The organism is Streptomyces gilvus, assembly GCF_022513565.1.
GTDB lineage: Bacteria > Actinomycetota > Actinomycetes > Streptomycetales > Streptomycetaceae > Streptomyces > Streptomyces gilvus.
Map to the genome: position 1 here is coordinate 89,691 of NZ_JAKWBE010000024.1, position 21,424 is coordinate 111,114.

The following is a 21,424-nucleotide window of genomic DNA, read 5'->3' on the forward strand; positions in this document are numbered from 1 at the left end:
ATCACGTGGGGCGCCCGCCCGGTCACTAGGAGGCCGACGACGGCTTGTAGTCCTTGCCGAGGACCACCGAGACGTCGGCGTTCGCGCCGGCCTGGCCCTTGGTCACGGAGCTGGGGGGCAGTCCCAGGGTCTTGGCGACCTCGGTGGCGTTGTCCTTGTCGGCGGCGTCGGAGTAGACGACCTTGGACGTGGCGGCGGTGGCGGAGGTGCCGCCGTCGATGAAGGTGAAGCCGCCGTTGACGAGCGTCACACGGGTCTTCTCGGTGTTGTCCTTCACGCCGCTGGCGTTCTGCACGGAGACCCGGACGGCGGAGCCCTGGTCGGGGCTCTTGGCGGTGCCGCCGAGGACGTCCTTGACCACACTGGCGCTCGCCTGGGCGCTGAGCGTGCCGTCGTTCTGCACGGGCAGCAGGGCGGTCTTGTAGTCGCCCTCCTTGGCGAGGTCGGCGAGCTTGGCGAGGAAGGCGCCGAGGTCCTTTTCGGTCAGCGACGGGTCGAGGATCTGCGCGAGGGTCTGGACGGTCGTCGTGGCGCCCGTCGGGTCGGAGGACATCTTGCGCAGCACGCCCTGCATGACCTGGCCGAACCGCTCCAGCTGGGCGTTCTCGGCCTCCCCGGAGGCGCGGTAGGTGGCGTAGGCGACGGCCATCCTGCCGCTGAGGGTCTGGTCCTTGCCCCGGTGGACGAGGGGTGTGCTGCCCTTCTTCTTGGCGCTCGGGTCGGGCACGTCCGCATTGGTGTCGATGTCGATGTTGCCGACGAGGTCGACCAGGTTCTGCAGATAGGGCGTGTCGAGCCGCCAGGTGCCCTCGATGTTGGTGCCCAGGACCGTGTCGAGGGCGTCGCGGGTGCCGGAGGAGCCGTCGTCCTCGACGGACTTGGCGAGCGTGGTCGCGTTGCCCGTGTCGTCCGTCAGGGAGAGGGAGTTGGGCAGCAGCACGGTGGTGCCCTGCTTGGTGGTGGTGTTGTCGACGAGCAGCGCCGTGGAGGTGCCGCCCTTCGCGGTGTCGTGCAGGTGGACGACGATCACGTCACGGTTCTGGGCGCCCGCTGCCGTCGCGGTGCCCTTCTTGGCGCCGGAATCGGACAGCCCGGGCAGCTTCCCGGCGTACCAGAGGTAGCCGACGCCGCCGACCGCGACCAGGGCCAGGACCACCACGAGGGCGACGAGCCGGCTGCGGGCGCGGCGCTTGGCCTCCTCGCGGCGCTCGGTGCGGTTCTCGGTGAAGTTCAGCCAGTCGATGACGTCCTCGGAGTCACCGTCGGGCTGCTCGACGAAGGCGAACTGCTCGGTGCGGTAGTCCCGTTCGGCCCTGGCGGAGTCCTCGGTGTCGTCCCGTTCGGGTTCCGCGGGACCGGCCTGCTGCGGGACGTGGGCGGTCTGCTCGGCGACCCGCGGCTGCTGCCCGCTCCTCGCGCTGTGCCCGTAGGGGTCGTACGGGGCGGCGGGCGCGGCCGGTTGGGCCGTACCGGCGCCGTACGGGTCGTAGGACGGGGCGTACGGCTGCCGGCCGGTGCCGTAGGGGTCGTACGCGGGGGGCTGCTGCTGCGGGCCGGTGGCGTACGGGTCGTAGCCGTAGTCCTGTTGCTGCGCGTACGGGTCGTAGGGCTGCTGGGGCGCCTGCTGCGGGGCGACCTGCTGGTACACGGGCCGGCCGTACTCGTCGTAGCCCACGAGCTCGTACTGGTTGTCCTGGTCGCCGCCGTAGCCCGCGTCGTATCGGTCGTTCACCGGTGCCCCTCTCGGTTCACTCGCCGCGGTACAGCTCGCGCTTGTCGATGTAGCGCACGACGCCGTCCGGCACCATGTACCAGATGGGGTCGCCCTTGGCGACTCTCGCACGGCAGTCCGTGGAGGAGATGGCCAGCGCGGGAACCTCCACCAGCGAGACGCCGCCCTCCGGGAGGCCGTGGTCGGTGAGGTGGTGGCCGGGGCGGGTGCAGCCGATGAAGTGCGCGAGGGAGAACAGTTCCTCCGAGTCGCGCCAGGTGAGGATCTGGCCGAGGGCGTCGGCGCCGGTGATGAAGAACAGGTCGGTGTCGGGGTTGAGGGCCCGCAGGTCGCGCAGGGTGTCCACGGTGTAGGTCGGGCCGCCGCGGTCGATGTCGATGCGGCTCACCGAGAACTGCGGGTTCTCGGCGGTGGCGATGACCGTCATCAGATAGCGGTCCTCGGCCGGGGAGACCGTGCGGTGGCTCTTCTGCCAGGGCTGGCCGGTGGGGACGAACACCACCTCGTCCAGGTGGAACTGCGCGGCGACCTCACTGGCCGCCACGAGGTGCCCGTGGTGGATCGGGTCGAACGTTCCGCCCATGACCCCGAGGCGGCGCTTGCCGGGGTTCGACGGTCCGTTGCCCGGTCCGCTCAGCCGCCGGGTCGCGGTGCCGCTCGACGTGTCCTTCGCCGGACCGGTAGGCATGTCCTGCTCTCCCATGCGTGCAGACCCTACCGGCCCGGCCTGAGCGCCTCGTTCGGCGGATGCCCGGGATGCCCCGCTTCGGGGGGACAGGGGGTTCAGCGGTCGCGGTTGAAGCGGGTGGTGATCCACAGCAGGAGCAGCAGGACGACGAGGGCGCCGCCGCCGGTGACCGCGGGGTTGAGGCTGTCGTGGTTGCCGCCTTCGGCTTCGGCCAGGGTGACCAGGTGCGCGGCGGTGGTGTGGAGGCTCATCTTCGGCGGGACCTATCCGGTAGGCGGGGATAAAGATGTCGGCCCATGGTAAGCGGGGGCAGTGGCGGCGATCACGCCGACTCCTCCGTCTCCCCCGGCGGGGAACTCCGGGCGGTCCTCAGTCGTCTTTCCGCTTGTAGCCCCGCAGCAGGAACCACCCGGTGAACGCGCAGCCCAGGATCATCACCACCAGTACGACCCGGAGCAGATACCCCGATCCCTGGTGCTGGGGGGCGCTGGCGGCCGCGGCGAGCCAGGCGGCTGCTGGGATGTGCTCCATGGTGCGGGACTCTCCTTCGGTGTGGTGCCCGTCCACGGTAACTCCGCCTAGGCTGGGCCTTGCTTCGGGGGCGCAAAGGGCCGCACAAGGGTCCGCAAAGGGCCACTACACGCATGTGGGGGAAGACATGTCCGACGACGGCCACGAGCACAACGGACACGAGCACGTACCGAGCAGGCAGCGCCGGCGCTTCCCGGGAATCTCCTCCCGTGCGTACGAGCACCCGGCGGACCGCAGCGCGCTGGTGGCGCTGCGCAAGCTGAGCGGCTTCGACACGGTCTTCAAGGCGCTCAGCGGGCTGCTGCCCGAGCGCAGTCTGAGGCTGCTGTTCCTGTCCGACTCGGTGCGCGTGTCCGACCAGCAGTTCGCCCACCTCAACGACATGCTGCGGGACGCCTGTTACATCCTGGACCTGGAGAAGGTCCCGCCGATGTACGTCAACCAGGACCCGCAGCCGAACGCGATGTGCATCGGCCTGGACGAGCCGATCATCGTCGTCACCACCGGGCTCGTCGAGCTGCTCGACGAGGAGGAGATGCGGGCGGTCATCGGCCACGAGGTGGGCCACGCGCTGTCCGGGCACGCGGTGTACCGCACGATCCTGCTGTTCCTGACGAACCTGGCCATCCGGGTCGCGTGGATCCCGCTGGGCACGCTGGCGATCATGGCCATCGTGACGGCGCTGCGGGAGTGGTTCCGCAAGTCGGAGCTGTCCGCCGACCGGGCGGGGCTGCTGGTGGGCCAGGACCTGAAGGCCTCGATGCGCGGTCTGATGAAGATCGCGGGCGGCAACCACCTGCACGAGATGAACGTGGACGCGTTCCTGAAGCAGGCCGACGAGTACGAGGCGGGCGGCGATCTGCGCGACTCGGTGCTGAAGATCCTGAACCTGCTGCCGCGCTCCCACCCCTTCACCACCATCCGGGCGGCCGAGCTGAAGAAGTGGTCCGAGACCCGGGACTACCAGCGGATCATGGACGGCCACTACCCGCGGCGCAGCGAGGACAAGGACACCTCGGTCTCCGACTCCTTCCGTGAGTCGGCGGCGAGCTACGCCGGCAATGTGAAGAGCTCCAAGGACCCGCTGATGAAGCTGGTCAGCGACATCGCCGGCGGGGCGGGGGGCCTGGGCGGCCGCGTCCGGCGCGGCTTCGACGGCTTCACGAGCCCGGCACCGGGCGAGGACCGGCCGCAGGACGAGCCGCCGACGGACACTCCGCCGCGCACCGAGGACTGACGGGACCGGACCGGGGGCCGACCGGGGCGGGGACGTCCCCTCGGCCGCTCACGCCTCGCTCAGAGCTTGGGCTGCGCGCTCGTCGCGAGCGTGCCGCACAGCGCCGTCGCGCCGCCCGTCGCGTACGGGTCCGTGCCGGCCGGGCCGCCCGACTTCGCGGTCTGGCCGGCCAGCAGCGGGTGGAAGTGGTTGGTGGAGTCCTCGGCGCAGGACAGGGGCCCGGCCTGGACGTAGGAGACGGTCAGCTGGGCCTGGTGCAGCCGCAGGTCGTCGCGGTCGAAGCGGAAGTGCAGCTCGCGCCGGACGGTGAACAGGGACGCCGGGGCCTTCGCTGCGGAGCCGGTCGGCTTCAGCGCGTAGACGAAGGTGTGGTCGGCGGTCACCTCGAGGGTGGCGGAGTCGGTCTCGGCGGCCTGCAGGCTGCCCTCGACGCGGATGCGGGGGTCGGCGAGCTCGGCGCGGGTCTGGTCGAAGCGGACCAGCCATCCGGTCGGCTGATGGCGCCCGTCGGCGGTCGGGCGGGCGAAGCTCTGGTCGAACTGGTCGAGCTGGTCGCCGTCGAGCATGACGCGCACCGAGCGGACGTCCTGGCCGCCGATCACCTCGGGGTAGAGCGAGGAGCGGACGATGTAGTCCTTCGCGGTGGTCAGCGCGGCGACCACCTGGCTGTCGGAGAAGTGCGCGGTGCGCCGCGTGGCCGGCAGCGGTATGCCCTCGGCGCCGACCCGGAACTGCGCGGCGGGGCTGTGGGCGAACAGGTACTCGGGATCGGCCGCCCCGGGCACCTTGCCCTGCGGGGAGAGCGGGATGACCGTCATCCGCAGGGGCTCTACGAGCTGGCGGTCGGCGGGCGTCGGGTAGGGGTGCCGTACACCCATGTAGATCGCCGTCCCGAAGGCGACGGCGATCAGCAGAACCAGGATCAGGGCCTGCCGGGACAGGCCCCGGTGAAGGGGCGGGCGGCGCCGTACGGCGGGCGCGTGGTCGGCCATGCGCTCCTGCGCGGAGAACTCCTGGAGGCGGGCAGCGCGGACGAACGACTCGTCGAAGACGACGGATCGGTACTCGTCCTCTCCACCTCCGGGGCCGCCCTCGGGTGTCCCCTCAGGTGGGTCTCCAGGCCCGCCCATACCTTCAGGGTAGGTCTCCGGAAGCCCCGGTAAACGCCCTGGTGCACGACAACTTCTGACAGGTTCTCACCAGAACCGGCCGAGCCCGCGAAGCGGCCGCTCAGGGGGTGCGCGGGATCACCGAGACCGCGGGCGGGGAGGTGTCGGCGGAAGCGGAGGGCGGGGCCGCGCTGCCCTGTTCCAGGCCCGTCGAGGCGGGCGGCGGGACCTGGTCCCGGTTGCTGGAGGAGGCGCCCCGGTAGACCGCGGTGAAGGCCAGCGCGACCATGCCGATGCCCATCACGATGGCCAGCATCCAGGCGACCGGGCGGTGCCAGTTGACCTTCTTGCCGTACGTCCCCGGGGCGCCGTAGCGGCCTTCGAGGACGTCGGTGTCGTCCAGGTCGTCGAAGTCGGGATCATGGCCGAAACCGGAGGGGTCGTACCCGTCCTCGTAGCGCTCCCCGCGCGCGTGGGCGCGGCGGGCCTCCGCCTCGGAGGCCTCGGCTCTGGCCTGGGCGGCGGCCAGGAGGCGTTCGACGGCGGTCGGCTCGTGCACCACGGCCGCCCGTACGAAGGCCTCGTCGAAGACCACGGAGGCGAACTCTTCGTCCGACACCCCGCGGTCGTGGTCGTCGTCGGGCTCCCAGCCGTCAGGGAACGGCGTGCCCCCCACGTCCTCCGGCACGGATCCAGAGTAGACCTGAGGGGTCAATTTGGGCAGACGGTAGGGAAATTCATCCGCTGGGTGAGACGCCTCTCACGCGGCGCGGGCGCGTGCCGGGCGCATATGCCCCCACGGTGGCCGCCCGCCCGCTCAGCGGCGGATGTGCCCGTCGCCGGTGACGATGTACTTGGTGCTGGTCAGCTCCGGCAGGCCCATGGGGCCGCGGGCGTGCAGCTTCTGCGTGGAGATGCCGATCTCCGCGCCGAAGCCGAACTGGCCGCCGTCGGTGAAGCGGGTCGAGGCGTTCACGGCGACGGTGGTGGAGTCGACCAGCTGGGTGAAGCGGCGGGCGGCCTGCTGCGAGGTCGTCACGATCGCCTCGGTGTGACCGGACGACCACAGCCGGATGTGCTCGACGGCCTTGTCGAGGGAGTCCACCACGGCGGCGGCGATGTCGTAGGACAGGTACTCGGTGTCCCAGTCGTCCGGGGTGGCCTCGACGACGGTGGCCTTGGTGTCCTTCGCGTACGCCAGCACCCGCGGGTCGGCGTGCACGGTCACCCCGGCCTCCGCGAGGGCGTCGAGGGCGCGCGGCAGGAACTCGGGGGCGATGTCCTGGTGGACCAGCAGGGTCTCGGCGGCGTTGCAGACGCTGGGCCGCTGGGCCTTGGAGTTGATCAGGATGTCGACCGCCATGTCGAGGTCCGCCCGGGCGTCGACGTAGACGTGGCAGTTGCCGGTGCCGGTCTCGATGACGGGGACGGTGGACTCGGCGACCACGGTCTGGATCAGCGAGGCGCCGCCGCGCGGGATGAGGACGTCGACCAGGCCCCGGGCGCGCATCAGTTCGCGGACGCTCTCGCGGCTCTCGCCGGGCACGAGCTGGATGGCGTCGGCGGGCAGCCCCGCCCCGCCCACGGCGTCGCGCAGGACCCGCACCAGGGCGGTGTTCGACTCGTACGCGGAGGCCGAGCCGCGCAGCAGGACCGCGTTGCCGGACTTCAGGCACAGGGCGGCGGCGTCCACGGTGACATTGGGGCGGGCCTCGTAGATGATGCCGACGACGCCGAGGGGCACCCGGACCTGGCGCAGGTCGATGCCGTTGGGCAGGGTCGAGCCGCGGACGACCTCGCCGACCGGGTCGGGCAGCGCGATGACGTCGCGCACGTCGGAGGCGATGGCCCGCACCCGCTCCGGGGTGAGCGTGAGACGGTCGATGATGGCCTCGCTGGTGCCGGCCTCGCGGGCCTTGGCGATGTCCTTGGCGTTGGCCTCGACGATCTCGCTCGTACGGACCTCCAGGGCGTCCGCGATCGCGCCCAGCGCGTCGTCCTTGACCGCGCGCGGCAGCGGGGCGAGGTCGGCGGCGGCGGCCTTGGCGCGGTAGGCGGCCTGGGTGACCGGGGACATGGAGTCGTACGGCGAAAGCGTGGTCATGAGGGAAGGGTAGTGCGCCGGACGGGCCCGTCCACCGCTCATCCCAAACCCCGAGACGGTCTCAAAAGGGGTGAACTCCGACAGGGGTGGCGGGCGGCGGGCCGTAGCCCTCGGCGAGGCGCTGGTGGTAGGTCTCGCGGTCGATGACCTCCAGGCCGACGATCTCCCAGGGCGGCAGCTGGGCGGTGCGGCGGTGCTCGCCCCACAGCCGCAGGGCGACCGCGGCCGCGTCGTGCAGGTCGCGGGCCTCCTCCCAGTACCGGATCTCCGCGTGGTCGTTGGCATATCTGCTGGTCAGGAGGAAGGGGTGGTCGTGGGCGAGCTGCTCCAGGCCGCGCCGGACCTCCGCCAGGGGGGCCTCGACGCCGGAGACGCTGAGCGTGACATGCCACAGGCGCGGCAGATCGGCCGGTTCCTCGTACCGATCGCCGGCCGCCACGCTGGTCAGGGCCCGCTCCTCGCCGGCCGCGCGGGAGGAGGCGCCCCCGGCACCGCCGGTGCCACCGCGGGACGTCGTCCCAGGGCGCACTCGTCTCACGACGGCCTCCTTTTCCCAGGGTCGGGCAGTGCTCGTGCGGAAGGTGTCCCTGGGACAAAGTTGAGCAGGCCGGGAGCCGCCACGTGACGCTTTTGCGGAACGTCCACCACCGGGGAAAGGACGTTTCGGGCTATTTACGGGTGCAGGAGCACCAGATCGTCCCTGTGTACGACCTCGCGCTCGTACGCGGCGCCCAGTTCGCGGGCGAGCTCCCGGGTGGAGCGGCCGAGCAGCTGGGGGATCTCCTTGGCGTCGAAGTTGACGAGCCCGCGGGCCACCGCGCGTCCCCGGGCGTCGCGCAGCTCCACGGGGTCCCCGGCGACGAACTCGCCCTCGACGGCGGCGATCCCGGCCGGCAGCAGCGACTTGCGGCGCTCGACGACCGCCCGTACGGCGCCGTCGTCCAGGGTGAGCGAGCCCTGCGGGGTGGAGGCGTGCTGGAGCCACAGCAGACGGTCCGCGGAGCGCTTGCCGGTGATGTGGAAGTGGGTCCCGGTGTCCCCGCCGGACAGCGCCTCGGCGGCGTGCACGGCACTGGTGAGGACCACGGGGATGCCGGCCGCGGCGGCGATGCCGGCCGCCTCGATCTTGGTGACCATGCCGCCGGTGCCGACGCCCGCCTTGCCCGCGCTGCCGATCTCCACTCCGGCGAGGTCCTCCGGGCCCCGTACCTCCGCTATCCGCGAGGTGCCGGGCCGGCCCGGGTCGCCGTCGTAGACGCCGTCGACGTCGGAGAGCAGGACCAGCAGGTCGGCGTGGACGAGGTGCGCCACCAGGGCCGCGAGGCGGTCGTTGTCGCCGAAGCGGATCTCGTCGGTGGCGACGGTGTCGTTCTCGTTGACGACCGGGAACGCGCCCATCGCGAGGAGCTTGTCGAGGGTGCGGGAGGCGTTGCGGTGGTGGGCGCGGCGGCTCATGTCGTCGCTGGTGAGCAGGACCTGGCCGACGCGGACGCCGTAGCGGGCGAAGGAGGCGGTGTAGCGGGCGACCAGCAGGCCCTGGCCGACGCTGGCGGCGGCCTGCTGGCGGGCCAGGTCGCGGGGGCGGCGGCGCAGGCCGAGGGGGGCGAGGCCGGCGGCGATGGCGCCGGAGGAGACCAGGACGATCTCCTTCTCCCCTCCGCTGCGGCTCTTGGCCAGGACGTCGACGAGCGCGTCCACCCGGTCGGCGTCCAGGCCGCCGGAGGCGGTGGTCAGGGACGAGGAGCCCACCTTGACGACGATCCTGCGGGCCTGAGCCACGTCCTGCCTTACCCCTGCCACCTGCTTGTCCGTCCCCTCACGCGCTCGGGTCTCCCCGCCACGCAATCTACGCGAAGGGGGCCGCACACCGCGCGCCGGTCCAGTCCCCGGACAGCGGTCGACCGGTCTCAGGCCGCCGTCGCCGTGCCGTCCGGCGTCGGGGTTCGGGGGGTGCCGGCCGGGGCGGGCCGGGGGCTCATCGCCCGGCGGGCCCTGCCGACCGCCCGGCGCAGGACGGAGGTCGCGGTGTGTTCGCGGTATCCGGGTACGGCCCGTGCCTCGCGGGGGGCTGCGCGGTAGAGGGAGTCGGGGACGGCGAGCGAGGCGTCACGGAAGTAGGGGTAGGCGAAGTAGACGTGGTGGCCCCTGCGTTCGAGGACCGCCTCCGGCTGCTTCTTCGCCTTCAGGAACTCCAGGAACCCGGCGAGGAGTTCGGGCTGCCGCTCGGCGACGAGGTGCAGCCGTATGCGCTCCTCGACCTTGAGGCGCCCGGCGACCGTGCTGGTCCAGAACTGCTTCATCAGCGGCTCGGCCAGCTCGAACTTGTGCCGGCGGACCTGCTCGCTGTCCTTGAGGAACTTCGGCCCGAACTGCGGCAGCAGCGTGACCAGGAAGGGCCGCACCATGAGCGCGTCACGCCGCTCCCCCGCGGGCACGAACTCGGCGATCAGGTTCATCAGGGCCCGCGCGGAGTCGAAGCGCAGGGTGTAACTCCCGGTCTTCGTCACGTGTTTGCCGTCGGCGCGGCCCACCAGGTAGTAGCAGGTGTGGTCGCCGACCACGGAGACGCCGTCGGCGCGCAGATACGCCTCCATGGTGAACAGCGCGTCCTCGCCGGTCCACAGGGACTCGTCGAAGCTCATCCCGTGCCGTTCGAGAAGCGCGCGGCGGAAGAGCTTCTGCGCGCTCAGGGTGAACTTGATGCTGGAGGAGAAGACGTCGGTGCGCTCCAGCGTCTGCCACGCGATCCGCGGCGCCGCCCGGTCGACGCCCTCGATCCTGCCGAGCACCACGTCCGTGCCGTTGCGGTCGGCCGCCGCGACCATCCGCTCGAGCGCCTCCGGGCCGAGCCGGTCGTCGGCGTCCAGGAAGAACACGTACCGCCCGGCGGCCTTGCCGAGACCGACGTTGCGCGGGCCGCTCGGGCCGCCGGAGTTGTCCTGACGGATCACGGTGACCGGCATGGCCGCGCGCTCGGCGAACCGCTCCAGGTATTCCCCCGTCCCGTCCGTCGAGCCGTCGTCGACCGCGATGACCTCGATCCGCTCGGCCCCGATGGTCTGGGCCTCGACGGACGCCAGGCACTCGACCAGGTAGGGCATCGCCTCGTAGGCCCCGATGACGACGCTCACATCAGGCTGCGCCACGGTCACGTTTCCCCCTTGTCACAGGAAGTTCCCCCTCGGTCGGCCCGTTCGCCACCTTCTGGACGGACGGCCCCTCGGGGCGGTTGCCTGGACATACGTAAGGAGGGCCCGGTTTTCGAGGATCACTCCTCGAAAACCGGGCCCTTCTCACCTGTTTCACACGGTCGGCGGCTGCGGGGCCGGCTGTGGGGCGGACAGCGCGTCGGAGAGTTCGTCGGCGCCGGGGGTTCCGGCCGCGGAGGCGCGGGACTCCTGGCCGAGGTTGCGGCTGTCGGCCTTGAGGGCCAGCTCCTTCACCGCGGTGTTGAACTGCTCGATGGAGGTGGGCTCGTCCGGGCCGAGGAGGTACCGCTTGAGTTCCTTGCGGTCCTCGGCCAGCGGGTCGGCCTTCGGATCGCGTACGGCGGCCAGCAGCTCGCCCATCTGGGCGGCCTTGTTGTTGAGGATCACCGCGGCGCGCACGGCGGTGTTCTGCCGCTTGAACTCCTCCGCGCCCAGCTCGGCGGAGTCGGTGACGGCGTACGGCTTGCCGCTCGCGATGAAGTCGGAGACGACGGAGGAGATGTCGGAGACCATCGCGTCGGAGACGTTGAAGCAGTCGAACAGGCGCGGCTCGGCACCCTCGATGACGCGGTGCTCCCACGCCGGGAAGGAGCGCCAGTAGGCCTCGTTCCACTCGCCGCGCAGCCGGGCGACCTCCTCGTACCTGGCGACGTCCACGACGCCGTCCCGGGTGGCCTCGGCCTCGTCGGCCTTCTCGCCGCCGGCGCCGACCAGTTCGGCGATCCGGGCCTCGATGCGGACGAGGTCGGCCTTCGCCTTCTCCTGCCCGGCGGTGTCGGCGGTGAAGCGGGAGTCGGCGGCGCGCTCGGCGGCGGCCTTCTCCACCAGGGCGACGATGCGCTGGTGGGCGGCGGCGGCCTTCGGCAGGACCGTGCCCGTGAAGGGGTGCGGCTTGTACAGGACACGCACCGGCGGGTCGGCCTTGACCAGCTTCTTCACGATGTTCTCGCCAGCGAGCATGATCGAGGTGTTGCCCGGGTCGCCGTCCCAGCCCTCCCAGGTGGGGGCGTACAGCACGGTCGGGACGCGTCCCTCCGGCACGCCCTCCCAGCCCTGGATCGGCGCGAGCTGCGGGCGGCCGACCTCGACGATGTCCTCGTCGCGGACGCCGACGTCGGCGATGGCGTAGCGGTCGCGGCCCGCGCGGCCTGCGGTCCACACCTCGTCGTAGGCCTTGCTGAACGGGTTGACGCTGGCCAGCTTGTCGCTGTCGCCGTGGCCGATGAAGACGTGCTTCATGGTGGGCACGCGCAGCAGGTGGATGTTCTTGCCCACGTTCGCGGCGTACAGCGCCACCCGCACGGTGGAGAGGTCCATGTTCATCAGGTGCACCCCTCCGGGCACGCAGATGACGGGGACCGTGGTGGGCGCGAGGTTCTGCAGGATGATCCGCTCGCGCAGGATGATCAGCGGCCGGGACTCCAGCTGCTCCATGGTCTCCAGCCACATGTTGACCTGGTAGGCGGAGTCCTTGGAGCCGGAGAAGTACAGCACCGTCTCCGGCTTGTACGCGCGCAGCCAGTCGTCGACGGCCACCAGGACCTTGTCGGCGTTCGGCGGGATCTTGCCGCCGCGGACGTACGGCAGGAGCGCCAGGACGTACAGGCTGCCCAGGCCGAGGGTGAGGCCGATGCCGATGAAGCCGGCCACGGAGGAGCCCGCCTCGGCGGAGACCAGTATGCCGACGACGGCCGCGAGGTCGAGGTGGAGCATCTTCTCGGCCGACCGGTCGAGCAGGCCCAGCGGCGGCGCGTCCGGGATGTTGATCCGCGACTTCAGGTCGACGTTGCGGGTGGCGACCGGCATCCGGCGGCGGTTGCGGATCAGCGTGACCACGGCGCCGTGCGGCGCCTGGAGGCCGTAGAACGCGATGAAGCAGCCGATCGCGCCGTAGTAGATCAGGTTGTTCGCGAGGTCCAGCCGGGCCAGCAGCAGGATCAGCAGCAGCTCCCGGATCAGGAAGCGGATCGAGAGACCGGCTCTCACCTTGCTCAGCCGGTTGATCAGGTAGCTGCCCTTGCGGTGCAGGTAGTGGTCGGCCAGGTACGTCACGGCGGCGGCTGCCGCGAAGGCGTAGACGCTCGGGATGAGCGCGGCCACCATGATCGCCGGGAAGCCCAGCATCATCAGGACCGCCGCGGCCAGCTCCGACGCGCTGCCCACCCGGGCGACGCGAATAGCGGTGGATATCACGTAAAACCTGCTCTGGGAGGGGGAGTGCCGGTTTTGTTCTTTACGGATTCAGGCCCCTGCGAACGCCGGTCAATGCACTGCATTAACGCCGGAAAGCAGAGGCCTGAATAACGGAAGGCTAATTGTGGTCGATTATTACACGCCGTCCTGACGGTCCAACACCGAGGCCAGCGCCTGCTCGAAGCCGGTGGCCTCGGCGGCGCCCGCCGTCGGGTCCTGCTGGCGTACGTCGATGACATGGCCGGTGAGCTCGGACAGCAGCACGTCCAGCGAGGTGCGCGCCACCGCCTCGGAGGACAGCAGCGAGCCCGCGGGCTCCTGGCCGAAGGCCTTGGTGCGCATCGGCGTGGCGGTGCGCTCCGGGTTGATGCAGTTGACGCGGACACCGTCGCCGGCCCACTCGTCGGACAGGGCCTGGGTCAGGTTCACCATCGCGGCCTTGGTCGAGGAGTACAGGCTGTACTCGGCGCGGCCCCGGGTGTAGCTGCTGGAGGTGTACAGCAGCAGCTGGCCCTTGGTCTCGGCGAGGTACTTGTAGCTCGAACGTGCGATCTGCACCGGCGCCAGGTAGTTGACCTTCAGCGCTTCCTCGATGGTCGCGTTGTCGGTCTCGGCGAGCTTGCCGATGCGCAGCACACCGGCGGTGTTGACGACGTAGTCGATCCGGCCGGTCTCCGCGTACGCCTTGGACAGCGCGTCGTCGACCTCCTCCGGGTTCTCGACGTGGGTGCCGGTGGTGGAGCGGCCCAGCGGGTAGACGCTGGCACCGTAGGACGCGGCGAGTTCGGAGATGTCCTTGCCGATGCCGTAGGAGCCGCCGAAGACGACGACGGTCTTGCCGGTGAGCAGCTCGCGGTACGCCTCGTCGCCGTTCTGCTCGGGGGCCGCCGTGGAGGCGAGCTGGAAGAGCTTGTCGGCGATGAAGACGTCGACCGGCTGGGTGACCTTCATGTTGTACTCGTCGCCCGCGACGACGTGGATCGGCACGTCCGGCAGGTACTTGAGCACGACCGTGCAGTCGTCCGTGGCCTGGAAGTTGGGGTCGCCGGCGGCGACCTCGTAGGCGCGGCGGATCGTGGACAGCTTGAAGGCCTGCGGGGTCTGGCCGCGGCGCAGCCGGGAGCGGTCCGGGATCTCCGTGATGAACTCGCCGTCCTGGCCGTGGGTGCGGGTGACGATGATGGTGTCCGCGGACGGGATGGCCACGTCGACGGCCTCGTAGCGCTCCAGCGCCGCCACGCAGTCGTCGATGACGCGCTGCGACAGCAGGGGGCGTACGGCGTCGTGGAAGAGGACGTTGAGGTCCTCGCCCTGCGCCAGACCCTCGCCGAGGGCCTCGATGGCGCGCTCGGTGGTCTCGTTCCGCGTGGAACCGCCCTCGATGATCTTCTTGACCTTGGTGAACCCGGCCTTGGCGACGATCTTCTCGACGTCGGGCACGTAGCCCGGCGCCATCAGCACGATGATGTCGTCGATCGAGTCCGCCTTCTCGAAGGTGGTCAGGGTGTGCTCGATGACTGCCTTGCCGGCGATCTTCAGCAGCTGCTTGGGGATCGACAGACCCACCCGCTGGCCGGTACCGCCGGCCAGGATCACTGCGGTGGTACGGGGCTTGGCTATGTGCTGGGACACAGAGGACCTACCTTGGGGCGACAGGGAACGGGGAAATGGTCCCACTTGCGGTTACCGCTGTGCAAGGTGAGTGTCCTTCACCGCATATGTACGCGCTACCTGGCATTCACCTGGCACTGCTGGTGACCGCCGGAACCCCGCCGAGTGCACTCGTGAAATTGCTGTGAGTGACGGCACAGACGGGTACCCCGGCGCACAACTCCCTCACATCTGCGAGGTCCGGTACGCCCATACAGGTGATCCGGCCCTCCGGCGCGCCGTTTCGTACGAGCCTGGATTACCGCCCGCGCCGAAGGCCATTGCCGCGGAATTCCTTGTCAAGATTCCGCAGCATTTCGGTCTCGGCGAGGCTTACCGGAAAGGGGCCAGGGACGCGGATACGTCCCTGGCCCCGGTCGCGCAGGCTCCGCTCAGAAGGGAGGCTTCGCTCAGAACGGAGGCTCGCTCAGAACGGCTCGAAGTCGTCGAATTCCCGTTCCGCCTCCCGGTCCCGGCGACGCTGCGCCGCGGGCCTCGGGGCCTCGAAGCGGTGGTCCTCGCCACGCCGGCCCAGCATCTCCGCCCCGGCCGTCATCGACGGCTCCCAGTCGAAGACGACCGCGTTGTCCTCGGGGCCGATGGCGACGCCGTCGCCCGCGCGGGCCCCGGCCTTCATCAACTCCTCCTCGACACCGAGCCGGTTGAGCCGGTCCGCGAGGTAGCCCACGGCCTCGTCGTTGTTGAAGTCGGTCTGCCGCACCCAGCGTTCGGGCTTCTCGCCCCGCACCCGGAACAGGCCCTCGTCCTCGCGCGTGACGGTGAAACCGGTGTCGTCGACGGCCTTCGGGCGGATGACGATGCGCGTCGCCTCCTCCTTGGGCTTCGCGGCCCGCGCCTTCGCCACCAGGTCCGCGAGCGCGAACGACAGCTCCCGCAGCCCGAGATGGGCGACCGCGGACACCTCGAAAACCCGGTATCCGCGGGCCTCCAGATCCGGCCGCACCATCTCCGCGAGGTCCTTGCCGTCCGGTACGTCGGTCTTGTTGAGGACGACGATCCGCGGGCGCCGGTCGAGCCCGCCGTACTGCTTCAGCTCCTCCTCGATGACATCGAGGTCGGAGACGGGGTCACGGTCGGACTCCAGCGTCGCGGTGTCCAGGACGTGCACGAGTACGCTGCACCGCTCGACGTGGCGCAGGAACTCGAGGCCGAGACCCTTGCCCTGGCTGGCTCCTGGGATCAGTCCCGGCACGTCCGCGATGGTGTAGACGGTCGAACCGGCCGTCACCACACCGAGGTTGGGGACCAGCGTGGTGAAGGGGTAGTCCGCGATCTTCGGCTTGGCCGCGCTCAGCACCGAGATCAGCGAGGACTTGCCCGCGCTCGGGTAGCCGACCAGCGCCACGTCCGCGACGGTCTTCAGCTCCAGGACGATGTCCTGCAGGTCCCCCGGCTCGCCGAGCAGCGCGAACCCCGGCGCCTTCCGCCTGGCCGACGCCAGCGCCGCGTTGCCGAGCCCGCCGCGCCCGCCCTGGGCGGCGACGTAGGAGGTGCCGTGGCCGACCAGGTCGGCCAGCACGTTGCCCGCCTTGTCGAGGACGACGGTGCCGTCCGGGACCGGCAGCACCAGGTCCTGGCCGTCCTTGCCGGAGCGGTTGCCGCCCTCGCCGGGCTTGCCGTTGGTGGCCTTGCGGTGCGGGGAGTGGTGGTAGTCCAGCAGCGTGGTGACGGACTGGTCGACGGTGAGGATCACATCGCCGCCGCGTCCGCCGTTGCCGCCGTCGGGTCCGCCGAGCGGCTTGAACTTCTCACGGTGGACGGAGGCACAGCCGTGGCCTCCGTTACCCGCGGCGACGTGCAGCTCGACGCGGTCCACGAAGGTGGTCATGGGGGGTGCCTCCAGAAGAACGGGGATGTCTCTTGCGTAACACGCGAAAGGCGGACCCGCCTTCCCGCACGGGAAGTGAGGTCCGCCTCGCGAAGCGTTCGGTCGGTGCTTGAGCCTGAACTCAGGCGACCGGAACGATGTTCACGACCTTGCGGCCACGGTGGGTACCGAACTCCACCGCACCGGCCTGCAGCGCGAACAGCGTGTCGTCGCCGCCACGGCCGACGCCGGCGCCGGGGTGGAAGTGGGTGCCGCGCTGGCGGACCAGGATCTCACCCGCGTTGACGACCTGACCGCCGAAGCGCTTCACGCCGAGCCGCTGGGCGTTCGAGTCGCGACCGTTCCGGGTGGACGATGCGCCCTTCTTGTGTGCCATCTCTCCTCAGTCCCTTACTTCGCAGCCGTGGGGATCTCAGTGACCTTGATCGCCGTGTACTGCTGGCGGTGGCCCTGGCGACGGCGGTAACCCGTCTTGTTCTTGTAGCGCAGAATGTCGATCTTCTGGCCCTTGTGGTGGTCCACGACCTCGGCCTGGACCTTGATGCCGGCCAGCACCCACGGGTCGCTGGTCACGGCGTCGCCGTCGACAACGAGCAGGGTCGAGAGCTCGACCGTGTCGCCAACCTTGGCGGTGGAAATCTTGTCAACCTCAACGATGTCGCCGACAGCAACCTTGTGCTGGCGGCCACCGCTGCGCACGATGGCGTACACGCGGATCTCACTCTCTCGCTCGGGAACGGCACCCCCGCAGTCCAGCCGTCCGGCGCGCGGACAGCCTCTCCGCGGCACTCTGTGCTACAGAGGAAGAGGTTTACGGGGATGTGGCGTGGCCTTGTCCACAGACACGCCGACGGTCAAGAGTACGGGGACCCGCCTGAGCCGGTCAAACCAGGTCCGGACAGGGCGGGAGGACGGCGGTCCGGGGGGCCGGAAGGCGCCGCGTCTACCCGGATCGGCTGCCGTTACGCTGTGACCCCACATACACCCACAGGCCACTGGCCGTACACACCGTGGCCACACGACGCAGGGCTTCCGGACAGGAGACAGGTACAGCAGATGTCGATCAAGGTGAGCGTCATCATCCCGGTGTACAACCCGGGGAAGTACATCCAGCCCTGCATTGACTCGTTGGTGCGGCAGACCCTGCCCGCCGACGAGTTCGAAGTCCTGTTCGTGAACGACGGCTCGACCGACGACACCCCGGAGAAGCTCGAGGCCCTCGCGAAGGAGCACCCGCACTTCCGGGTCATAAGCATCCCGAACTCCGGCTGGCCCGGTAAGCCCCGGAACATCGGCGTGGGCGAGGCGAAGGGCGAGTACGTCCAGTTCCTCGACCAGGACGACTACCTCGCCTCCGACGCCCTGCGCCGGCTCTACGACATGGGCCACCGCAACGGCTCGGACATCGTCATCGGCAAGGTGGCCAGCAACTTCCGCGGCGTCCCGCACGGTGTCTTCCGCGCGGACCGCGAGAAGTGCACCATCCACAACGCCCCGCTGTATGACAGCCTCACCCCGCACAAGATGTTCCGCACGGAGTTCCTGCGCGAGAACAGGATCGCCTACCCCGAGGGCAAGCGGCGCCTCGAGGACCAGCTGTACATGATGGAGGCCTACTTCCCCGCGAAGGTCGTCTCCATCCTCGGCAGCTACACCTGCTACTACTACTCGAAGCGCGACGACGGCAACAACGCCGGCTCGGCCCGCATCGTCCCCTCCGGCTACTACGGCAACCTCCGCGAGGTCCTCGACGTCGTCGTCGCCAACACCGAGCCCGGCGACTTCCGCGACCTGCTGCTGCGGCGCTTCTACCGGGTGGAGATGCTCGGCCGGCTCAGCGAGCCCAGCGTCCTGAAGTACGACGAGGCCTACCTCGACGAGATGGTCGACGCCGTGAAGCCGCTGGCCGAGACCTACATGACCGACGGTGTGCACAACGGGCTCGGGGCGCTCGCCCGCGTCCGTTCCACCCTGCTGCGCCGCGACGACCGGCAGGGCCTGGTGCGCTTCGCCCGGCTGATGAGCTCCATCAAGGGCGCGGCCCGCCTGGAGGGCGTCGACTGGCGGTCCGACGGCAAGCTCGACGTCACCGTCAGCGCCCGCCTGGTCGTCGGCGACGACGCCGAGCCCCTGCGGCTGCTGCGCCGCGACGACCGGCTCCACCTGCACCCCGACCTCACCGAGGACTACCTCGGGAAGGGCGAACTGGTCGACGTCACCGACGAGTTGGACGGCTTCAAGGCCGAGATGTCGCTGCGCAACCGGGAGACCGCGGTCGAGTGGCCGTGCGCCGCGAAGTACACCGCCGCCGTGCGGGACCTCGGCGACGGTGTGTGCGAGGTCGTGCTGCGCGGCACCGGCCAGGTCAGCCCCCAGGGCGTCAAGGGCCGCGGTCCGGTCTCCCGCGGCTTCTGGGACATCTGGGTGCCCGTCCGCGGCCTCGGCGTGGTCCGCAAGGCCCGCCTCGGCGCCGACCGCGCGCCCCACGTCGACCAGGACTGCCGCCCGGCGCTGCTCGGCTCCCCCTCCCGCGCGGTCATCCCGTACTTCACCGACCCGCACGGCAACCTCACCCTCGACGTGGACCGCCGCAGCAAGCGGCTGGCCACGTACCTGGAGAACCGTCCCGTGCGGCGGATGCCCGGCGAGCGGCCGGAGCTCCGCCTCGACCTGTTCGCCCGCGCGGTGACCGCCCCGTACAAGACGGACCTGGTCCTGACCTCCGACAGCGGCCGTTCCTACACGCTGCCCGGCGAGGTCCGCCCGGTCGCGGAACGCGGGCACATCGTGCTGCCCGAGCGGGCGGCGGGCGTCCCCGCCGGGGAGTGGAAGCTCTCGGCGAAGCTGGACGGGGACAAGCACGACGCGCTCGACCTGTGCGAGGTGACCGTCCGCGGCAACGGCAAGGTGCAGATCAGCAGCGATCTGCCGGTCGTGGACCCCGAGCTCGTGCGCGCGGCGCTGGCCAAGCGGCGCAAGGAGAACGTCCGCCGCAGGCTGAGCGCCGTCGGCGGCCCCGTGGTGCGCCGGCTGCCCTCGCCGGCCCGCAAGAAGATCCGGGGACTGGCGAAGAAGCTGGTCGGCTGACCGGCGTCACGGTCTCGACCCGGCGAACAAGCAAGAGGATGTGATCACCATGCGGGAGCTCGGCATCGCCGGCGCCTGGATACTCGAACCGAAGATCTTTCCGGACGCCCGCGGGAGCTTCCACGAGTGGTTCAAGGGGGGCGAGTTCGAGAAGGCCCTGGGCCACCCGCTGAACCTGGCCCAGGCCAACTGCTCGGTCTCCAGCCGCGGCACGCTGCGCGGCATCCACTTCGCGGACGTGCCGCCCAGCCAGGCGAAGTACGTCAAGTGCGTACGCGGCGCCGTGCTCGACGTCATCGTCGACATCCGCGTCGGCTCACCGACGTACAGGCAGTGGGAAGCGGTGCGGCTGGACGACGTGGACCACCACTCGGTGTACCTCTCCGAGGGGCTCGGGCACGCCTTCATGGCGCTGACCGACGACGCGACGGTCGTCTACCTGTGCTCCGAGGGGTACGCCCCGCAGCGCGAGCACGGCATCCACCCGCTCGACGCGGAACTCGGCATCGAGTGGCCGTCCGGTCTGACGCCGGTCCTGTCCGACAAGGACGCCGCGGCGCCGACCCTGGCCGAGGCGGAGGCCCAGGGCCTGCTGCCGTCGTACGAGGACTGCCAGGCCTACTACGCGCAACTGCGCGGCTGAGGCGGCCACCCAGGGGGCCTCGCGGATCCGTCCGCGAGGCCCCCTGCGCGTGTCAGCCGACGGGCCGGAAGCCGCGTCCCCCGCCCGATATCCCAGGCCCGAGACCGAGGCCGGAGGCGGTGAACGCGAGCAGCCGGGATCCGCCGCGCCACACGCGGATCCGTCCCAGGTCGTCGGTCACCAGCTCGGCCGCCTTGTCACCGGTGGTGTCGAGCAGGACGCCGAAGTCGCCGGGCACGGCCCGCGCCCCCTCGGTGGTCAGCCCCTCGGCGCTCCCCCTCAGCAGGACGACCTCCGCCGACCCGGTCCGGGGCCGGACCGAGAAGACCACGTCGGCGTATCCGTCGCCGTCCGCGTCCCCGACCGCCGGTGCGGCGCCGAACGTGCACGGCATGAAGGGGCCGCCGACCGGCAGACCGGCGGTGTTCTCGGTGATGCGCGACGTCTTCAGCGTCCCTCCGTACAGGACGGACAGCCGGCTGCCCCCTTCCGGGACCATCTCGTCGCCGAGCATCTCGCAGGGAAGCCCCGCCACGACGTCGTCGTAGCCGTCGTGGTTCACGTCCGCCGTCCGCAGGGACGAACCGTAGAAGCCGTCCGGCAGTCGGGGCCCCTCGACCAGGTTCCCGTCGGCGCTCCCCCGGTACAGGACGGTGGCGCGGGCCACGGGCGCGTAGTCCGCGAGAATGGACCAGCTGACCAGCAGGTCGTCCTTGCCGTCGCCCGTGACGTCCCCGAGGGCGGCGGGCACCGAGACGGCGTAGCGGGAACCGCTCGGAGGCGTCAGGTCGAGGGAGACGGTACGGCGCGGTGTGCCCTCGCGGCTGAAGGGGCCCAGCAGGATCCGTACGGCGTTGTCGTCGACCTCACCGACGCCGACGACCAGATCGGTGTGTCCGTCGCCGTTCACGTCCCCCGCGAGGGGTGCCGAGCCGGTCAGCCGGGCCGCCGCGGCACCGGACAGCCCCTTGTCGCTCCCCCAGACGACGAAGAGCGTCCTGCGGCCCGCCTGGGTGACGAGGTCGGCCCGCCCGTCACCGTCGAGGTCGGCGGTCACCGTGGTGCCCGCGCTGCCGAAGGCGCCGCCTTCGCCCGCCTTGCCGAAGCCCAGGTCGTCCTGGGTGACGACCTGGGGCTTGCGGATCCGGGGGCCGTGCGCGGACCCGCGCAGGACGGCCGCGTATCCGGCGGCGTACTTTCCGTGCACGGTCGCGGTCGTGTCACCGACGACGAGATCGCCGTACCCGTCCCCGTCGAAGTCGGACCGGACCCCCGGATGACGGGCCGGTGCTTCCTCATGGCCGCCGGAACCGCAGGCGGACAGCAGGAGAAGCAGGACGGCGACCGCGCCAAGCGCTCTCTTCATGCCCACTCGGACCGCCGACGGCGGCC

At 70.7% G+C, this 21,424-nt stretch carries 19 protein-coding genes; 3 read left to right on the forward strand and 16 right to left on the reverse strand.

The window, feature by feature from the left end; all coding sequences use genetic code 11:
* Positions 1 to 25: 25 nt before the first annotated feature.
* From MKW14_RS29890 to MKW14_RS29905, 4 genes are all read right to left on the reverse strand, one after another.
* Positions 26 to 1,732, reverse strand: a complete 1,707-nt coding sequence (locus MKW14_RS29890; protein WP_240867683.1) for an LCP family protein — start codon at positions 1,730 to 1,732, stop codon at positions 26 to 28.
* Between the two features lie 16 nt (positions 1,733 to 1,748).
* Complete coding sequence (nadD, locus tag MKW14_RS29895; RefSeq protein WP_240867686.1) at positions 1,749 to 2,435, reverse strand: nicotinate-nucleotide adenylyltransferase; 687 nt, start codon at positions 2,433 to 2,435, stop codon at positions 1,749 to 1,751.
* Positions 2,436 to 2,515: 80 nt separating this feature from the next.
* Positions 2,516 to 2,671, reverse strand: coding sequence for a hypothetical protein (locus MKW14_RS29900; protein ID WP_240867688.1), 156 nt, complete (start codon positions 2,669 to 2,671; stop codon positions 2,516 to 2,518).
* 118 nt (positions 2,672 to 2,789) lie between these two features.
* Positions 2,790 to 2,951, reverse strand: a complete 162-nt coding sequence (locus tag MKW14_RS29905; protein WP_133041023.1) for a hypothetical protein — start codon at positions 2,949 to 2,951, stop codon at positions 2,790 to 2,792.
* Between the two features lie 127 nt (positions 2,952 to 3,078).
* On the opposite strand from MKW14_RS29905, the gene MKW14_RS29910 reads away from it, so the two are divergent.
* Positions 3,079 to 4,188, forward strand: a complete 1,110-nt coding sequence (locus MKW14_RS29910) for a M48 family metallopeptidase (RefSeq protein ID WP_240867690.1) — start codon at positions 3,079 to 3,081, stop codon at positions 4,186 to 4,188.
* A gap of 59 nt (positions 4,189 to 4,247) precedes the next feature.
* Here the strand turns inward: MKW14_RS29910 and MKW14_RS29915 are convergent, their stop codons facing one another.
* The 11 genes from MKW14_RS29915 to rplU form a co-directional block, all read right to left on the reverse strand.
* On the reverse strand, positions 4,248 to 5,318 hold the full coding sequence (locus MKW14_RS29915; protein WP_240867691.1) for an SCO2583 family membrane protein: 1,071 nt from the start codon (positions 5,316 to 5,318) through the stop codon (positions 4,248 to 4,250).
* Between the two features lie 100 nt (positions 5,319 to 5,418).
* Positions 5,419 to 5,985, reverse strand: coding sequence for an SCO2584 family spore wall biosynthesis protein (locus MKW14_RS29920; protein ID WP_441349313.1), 567 nt, complete (start codon positions 5,983 to 5,985; stop codon positions 5,419 to 5,421).
* 129 nt (positions 5,986 to 6,114) lie between these two features.
* A complete protein-coding gene (locus MKW14_RS29925; protein ID WP_240867693.1) occupies positions 6,115 to 7,401 on the reverse strand; it encodes a glutamate-5-semialdehyde dehydrogenase in 1,287 nt (428 codons plus the stop codon).
* Between the two features lie 61 nt (positions 7,402 to 7,462).
* Positions 7,463 to 7,939 carry a DUF8830 family protein gene (locus MKW14_RS29930; protein ID WP_240867697.1) on the reverse strand — a complete coding sequence of 159 codons (477 nt, stop codon included), beginning with the start codon at positions 7,937 to 7,939 and terminating at the stop codon, positions 7,463 to 7,465.
* A gap of 134 nt (positions 7,940 to 8,073) precedes the next feature.
* A complete protein-coding gene (proB, locus tag MKW14_RS29935) occupies positions 8,074 to 9,180 on the reverse strand; it encodes a glutamate 5-kinase (RefSeq protein WP_240867761.1) in 1,107 nt (368 codons plus the stop codon).
* Between the two features lie 128 nt (positions 9,181 to 9,308).
* Positions 9,309 to 10,553 (reverse strand): glycosyltransferase family 2 protein, encoded by a 1,245-nt coding sequence (locus MKW14_RS29940; protein ID WP_240867699.1) that lies wholly within the window; start codon positions 10,551 to 10,553, stop codon positions 9,309 to 9,311.
* Positions 10,554 to 10,703: 150 nt separating this feature from the next.
* Positions 10,704 to 12,803 (reverse strand): CDP-glycerol glycerophosphotransferase family protein, encoded by a 2,100-nt coding sequence (locus MKW14_RS29945; protein ID WP_240867701.1) that lies wholly within the window; start codon positions 12,801 to 12,803, stop codon positions 10,704 to 10,706.
* A 135-nt stretch (positions 12,804 to 12,938) separates the two neighbouring features.
* Positions 12,939 to 14,435 carry a bifunctional cytidylyltransferase/SDR family oxidoreductase gene (locus MKW14_RS29950; RefSeq protein WP_240867703.1) on the reverse strand — a complete coding sequence of 499 codons (1,497 nt, stop codon included), beginning with the start codon at positions 14,433 to 14,435 and terminating at the stop codon, positions 12,939 to 12,941.
* A gap of 445 nt (positions 14,436 to 14,880) precedes the next feature.
* Complete coding sequence (obgE, locus tag MKW14_RS29955; protein WP_240867705.1) at positions 14,881 to 16,302, reverse strand: GTPase ObgE; 1,422 nt, start codon at positions 16,300 to 16,302, stop codon at positions 14,881 to 14,883.
* A 121-nt stretch (positions 16,303 to 16,423) separates the two neighbouring features.
* Positions 16,424 to 16,678, reverse strand: a complete 255-nt coding sequence (rpmA, locus tag MKW14_RS29960) for a 50S ribosomal protein L27 (RefSeq protein WP_023550764.1) — start codon at positions 16,676 to 16,678, stop codon at positions 16,424 to 16,426.
* 14 nt (positions 16,679 to 16,692) lie between these two features.
* Positions 16,693 to 17,013, reverse strand: a complete 321-nt coding sequence (gene rplU, locus MKW14_RS29965) for a 50S ribosomal protein L21 (RefSeq protein ID WP_003990208.1) — start codon at positions 17,011 to 17,013, stop codon at positions 16,693 to 16,695.
* Positions 17,014 to 17,358: 345 nt separating this feature from the next.
* Between rplU and MKW14_RS29970 the strand changes: the two genes are divergently transcribed.
* On the forward strand, positions 17,359 to 19,389 hold the full coding sequence (locus MKW14_RS29970) for a glycosyltransferase family 2 protein (RefSeq protein WP_240867707.1): 2,031 nt from the start codon (positions 17,359 to 17,361) through the stop codon (positions 19,387 to 19,389).
* A 49-nt stretch (positions 19,390 to 19,438) separates the two neighbouring features.
* Positions 19,439 to 20,032 carry a dTDP-4-dehydrorhamnose 3,5-epimerase gene (gene rfbC, locus MKW14_RS29975; RefSeq protein ID WP_240867709.1) on the forward strand — a complete coding sequence of 198 codons (594 nt, stop codon included), beginning with the start codon at positions 19,439 to 19,441 and terminating at the stop codon, positions 20,030 to 20,032.
* A 52-nt stretch (positions 20,033 to 20,084) separates the two neighbouring features.
* Here rfbC and MKW14_RS29980 read toward each other — a convergent pair whose 3' ends face one another.
* A complete protein-coding gene (locus MKW14_RS29980; RefSeq protein ID WP_240867711.1) occupies positions 20,085 to 21,398 on the reverse strand; it encodes an FG-GAP repeat domain-containing protein in 1,314 nt (437 codons plus the stop codon).
* Positions 21,399 to 21,424: the final 26 nt, after the last annotated feature.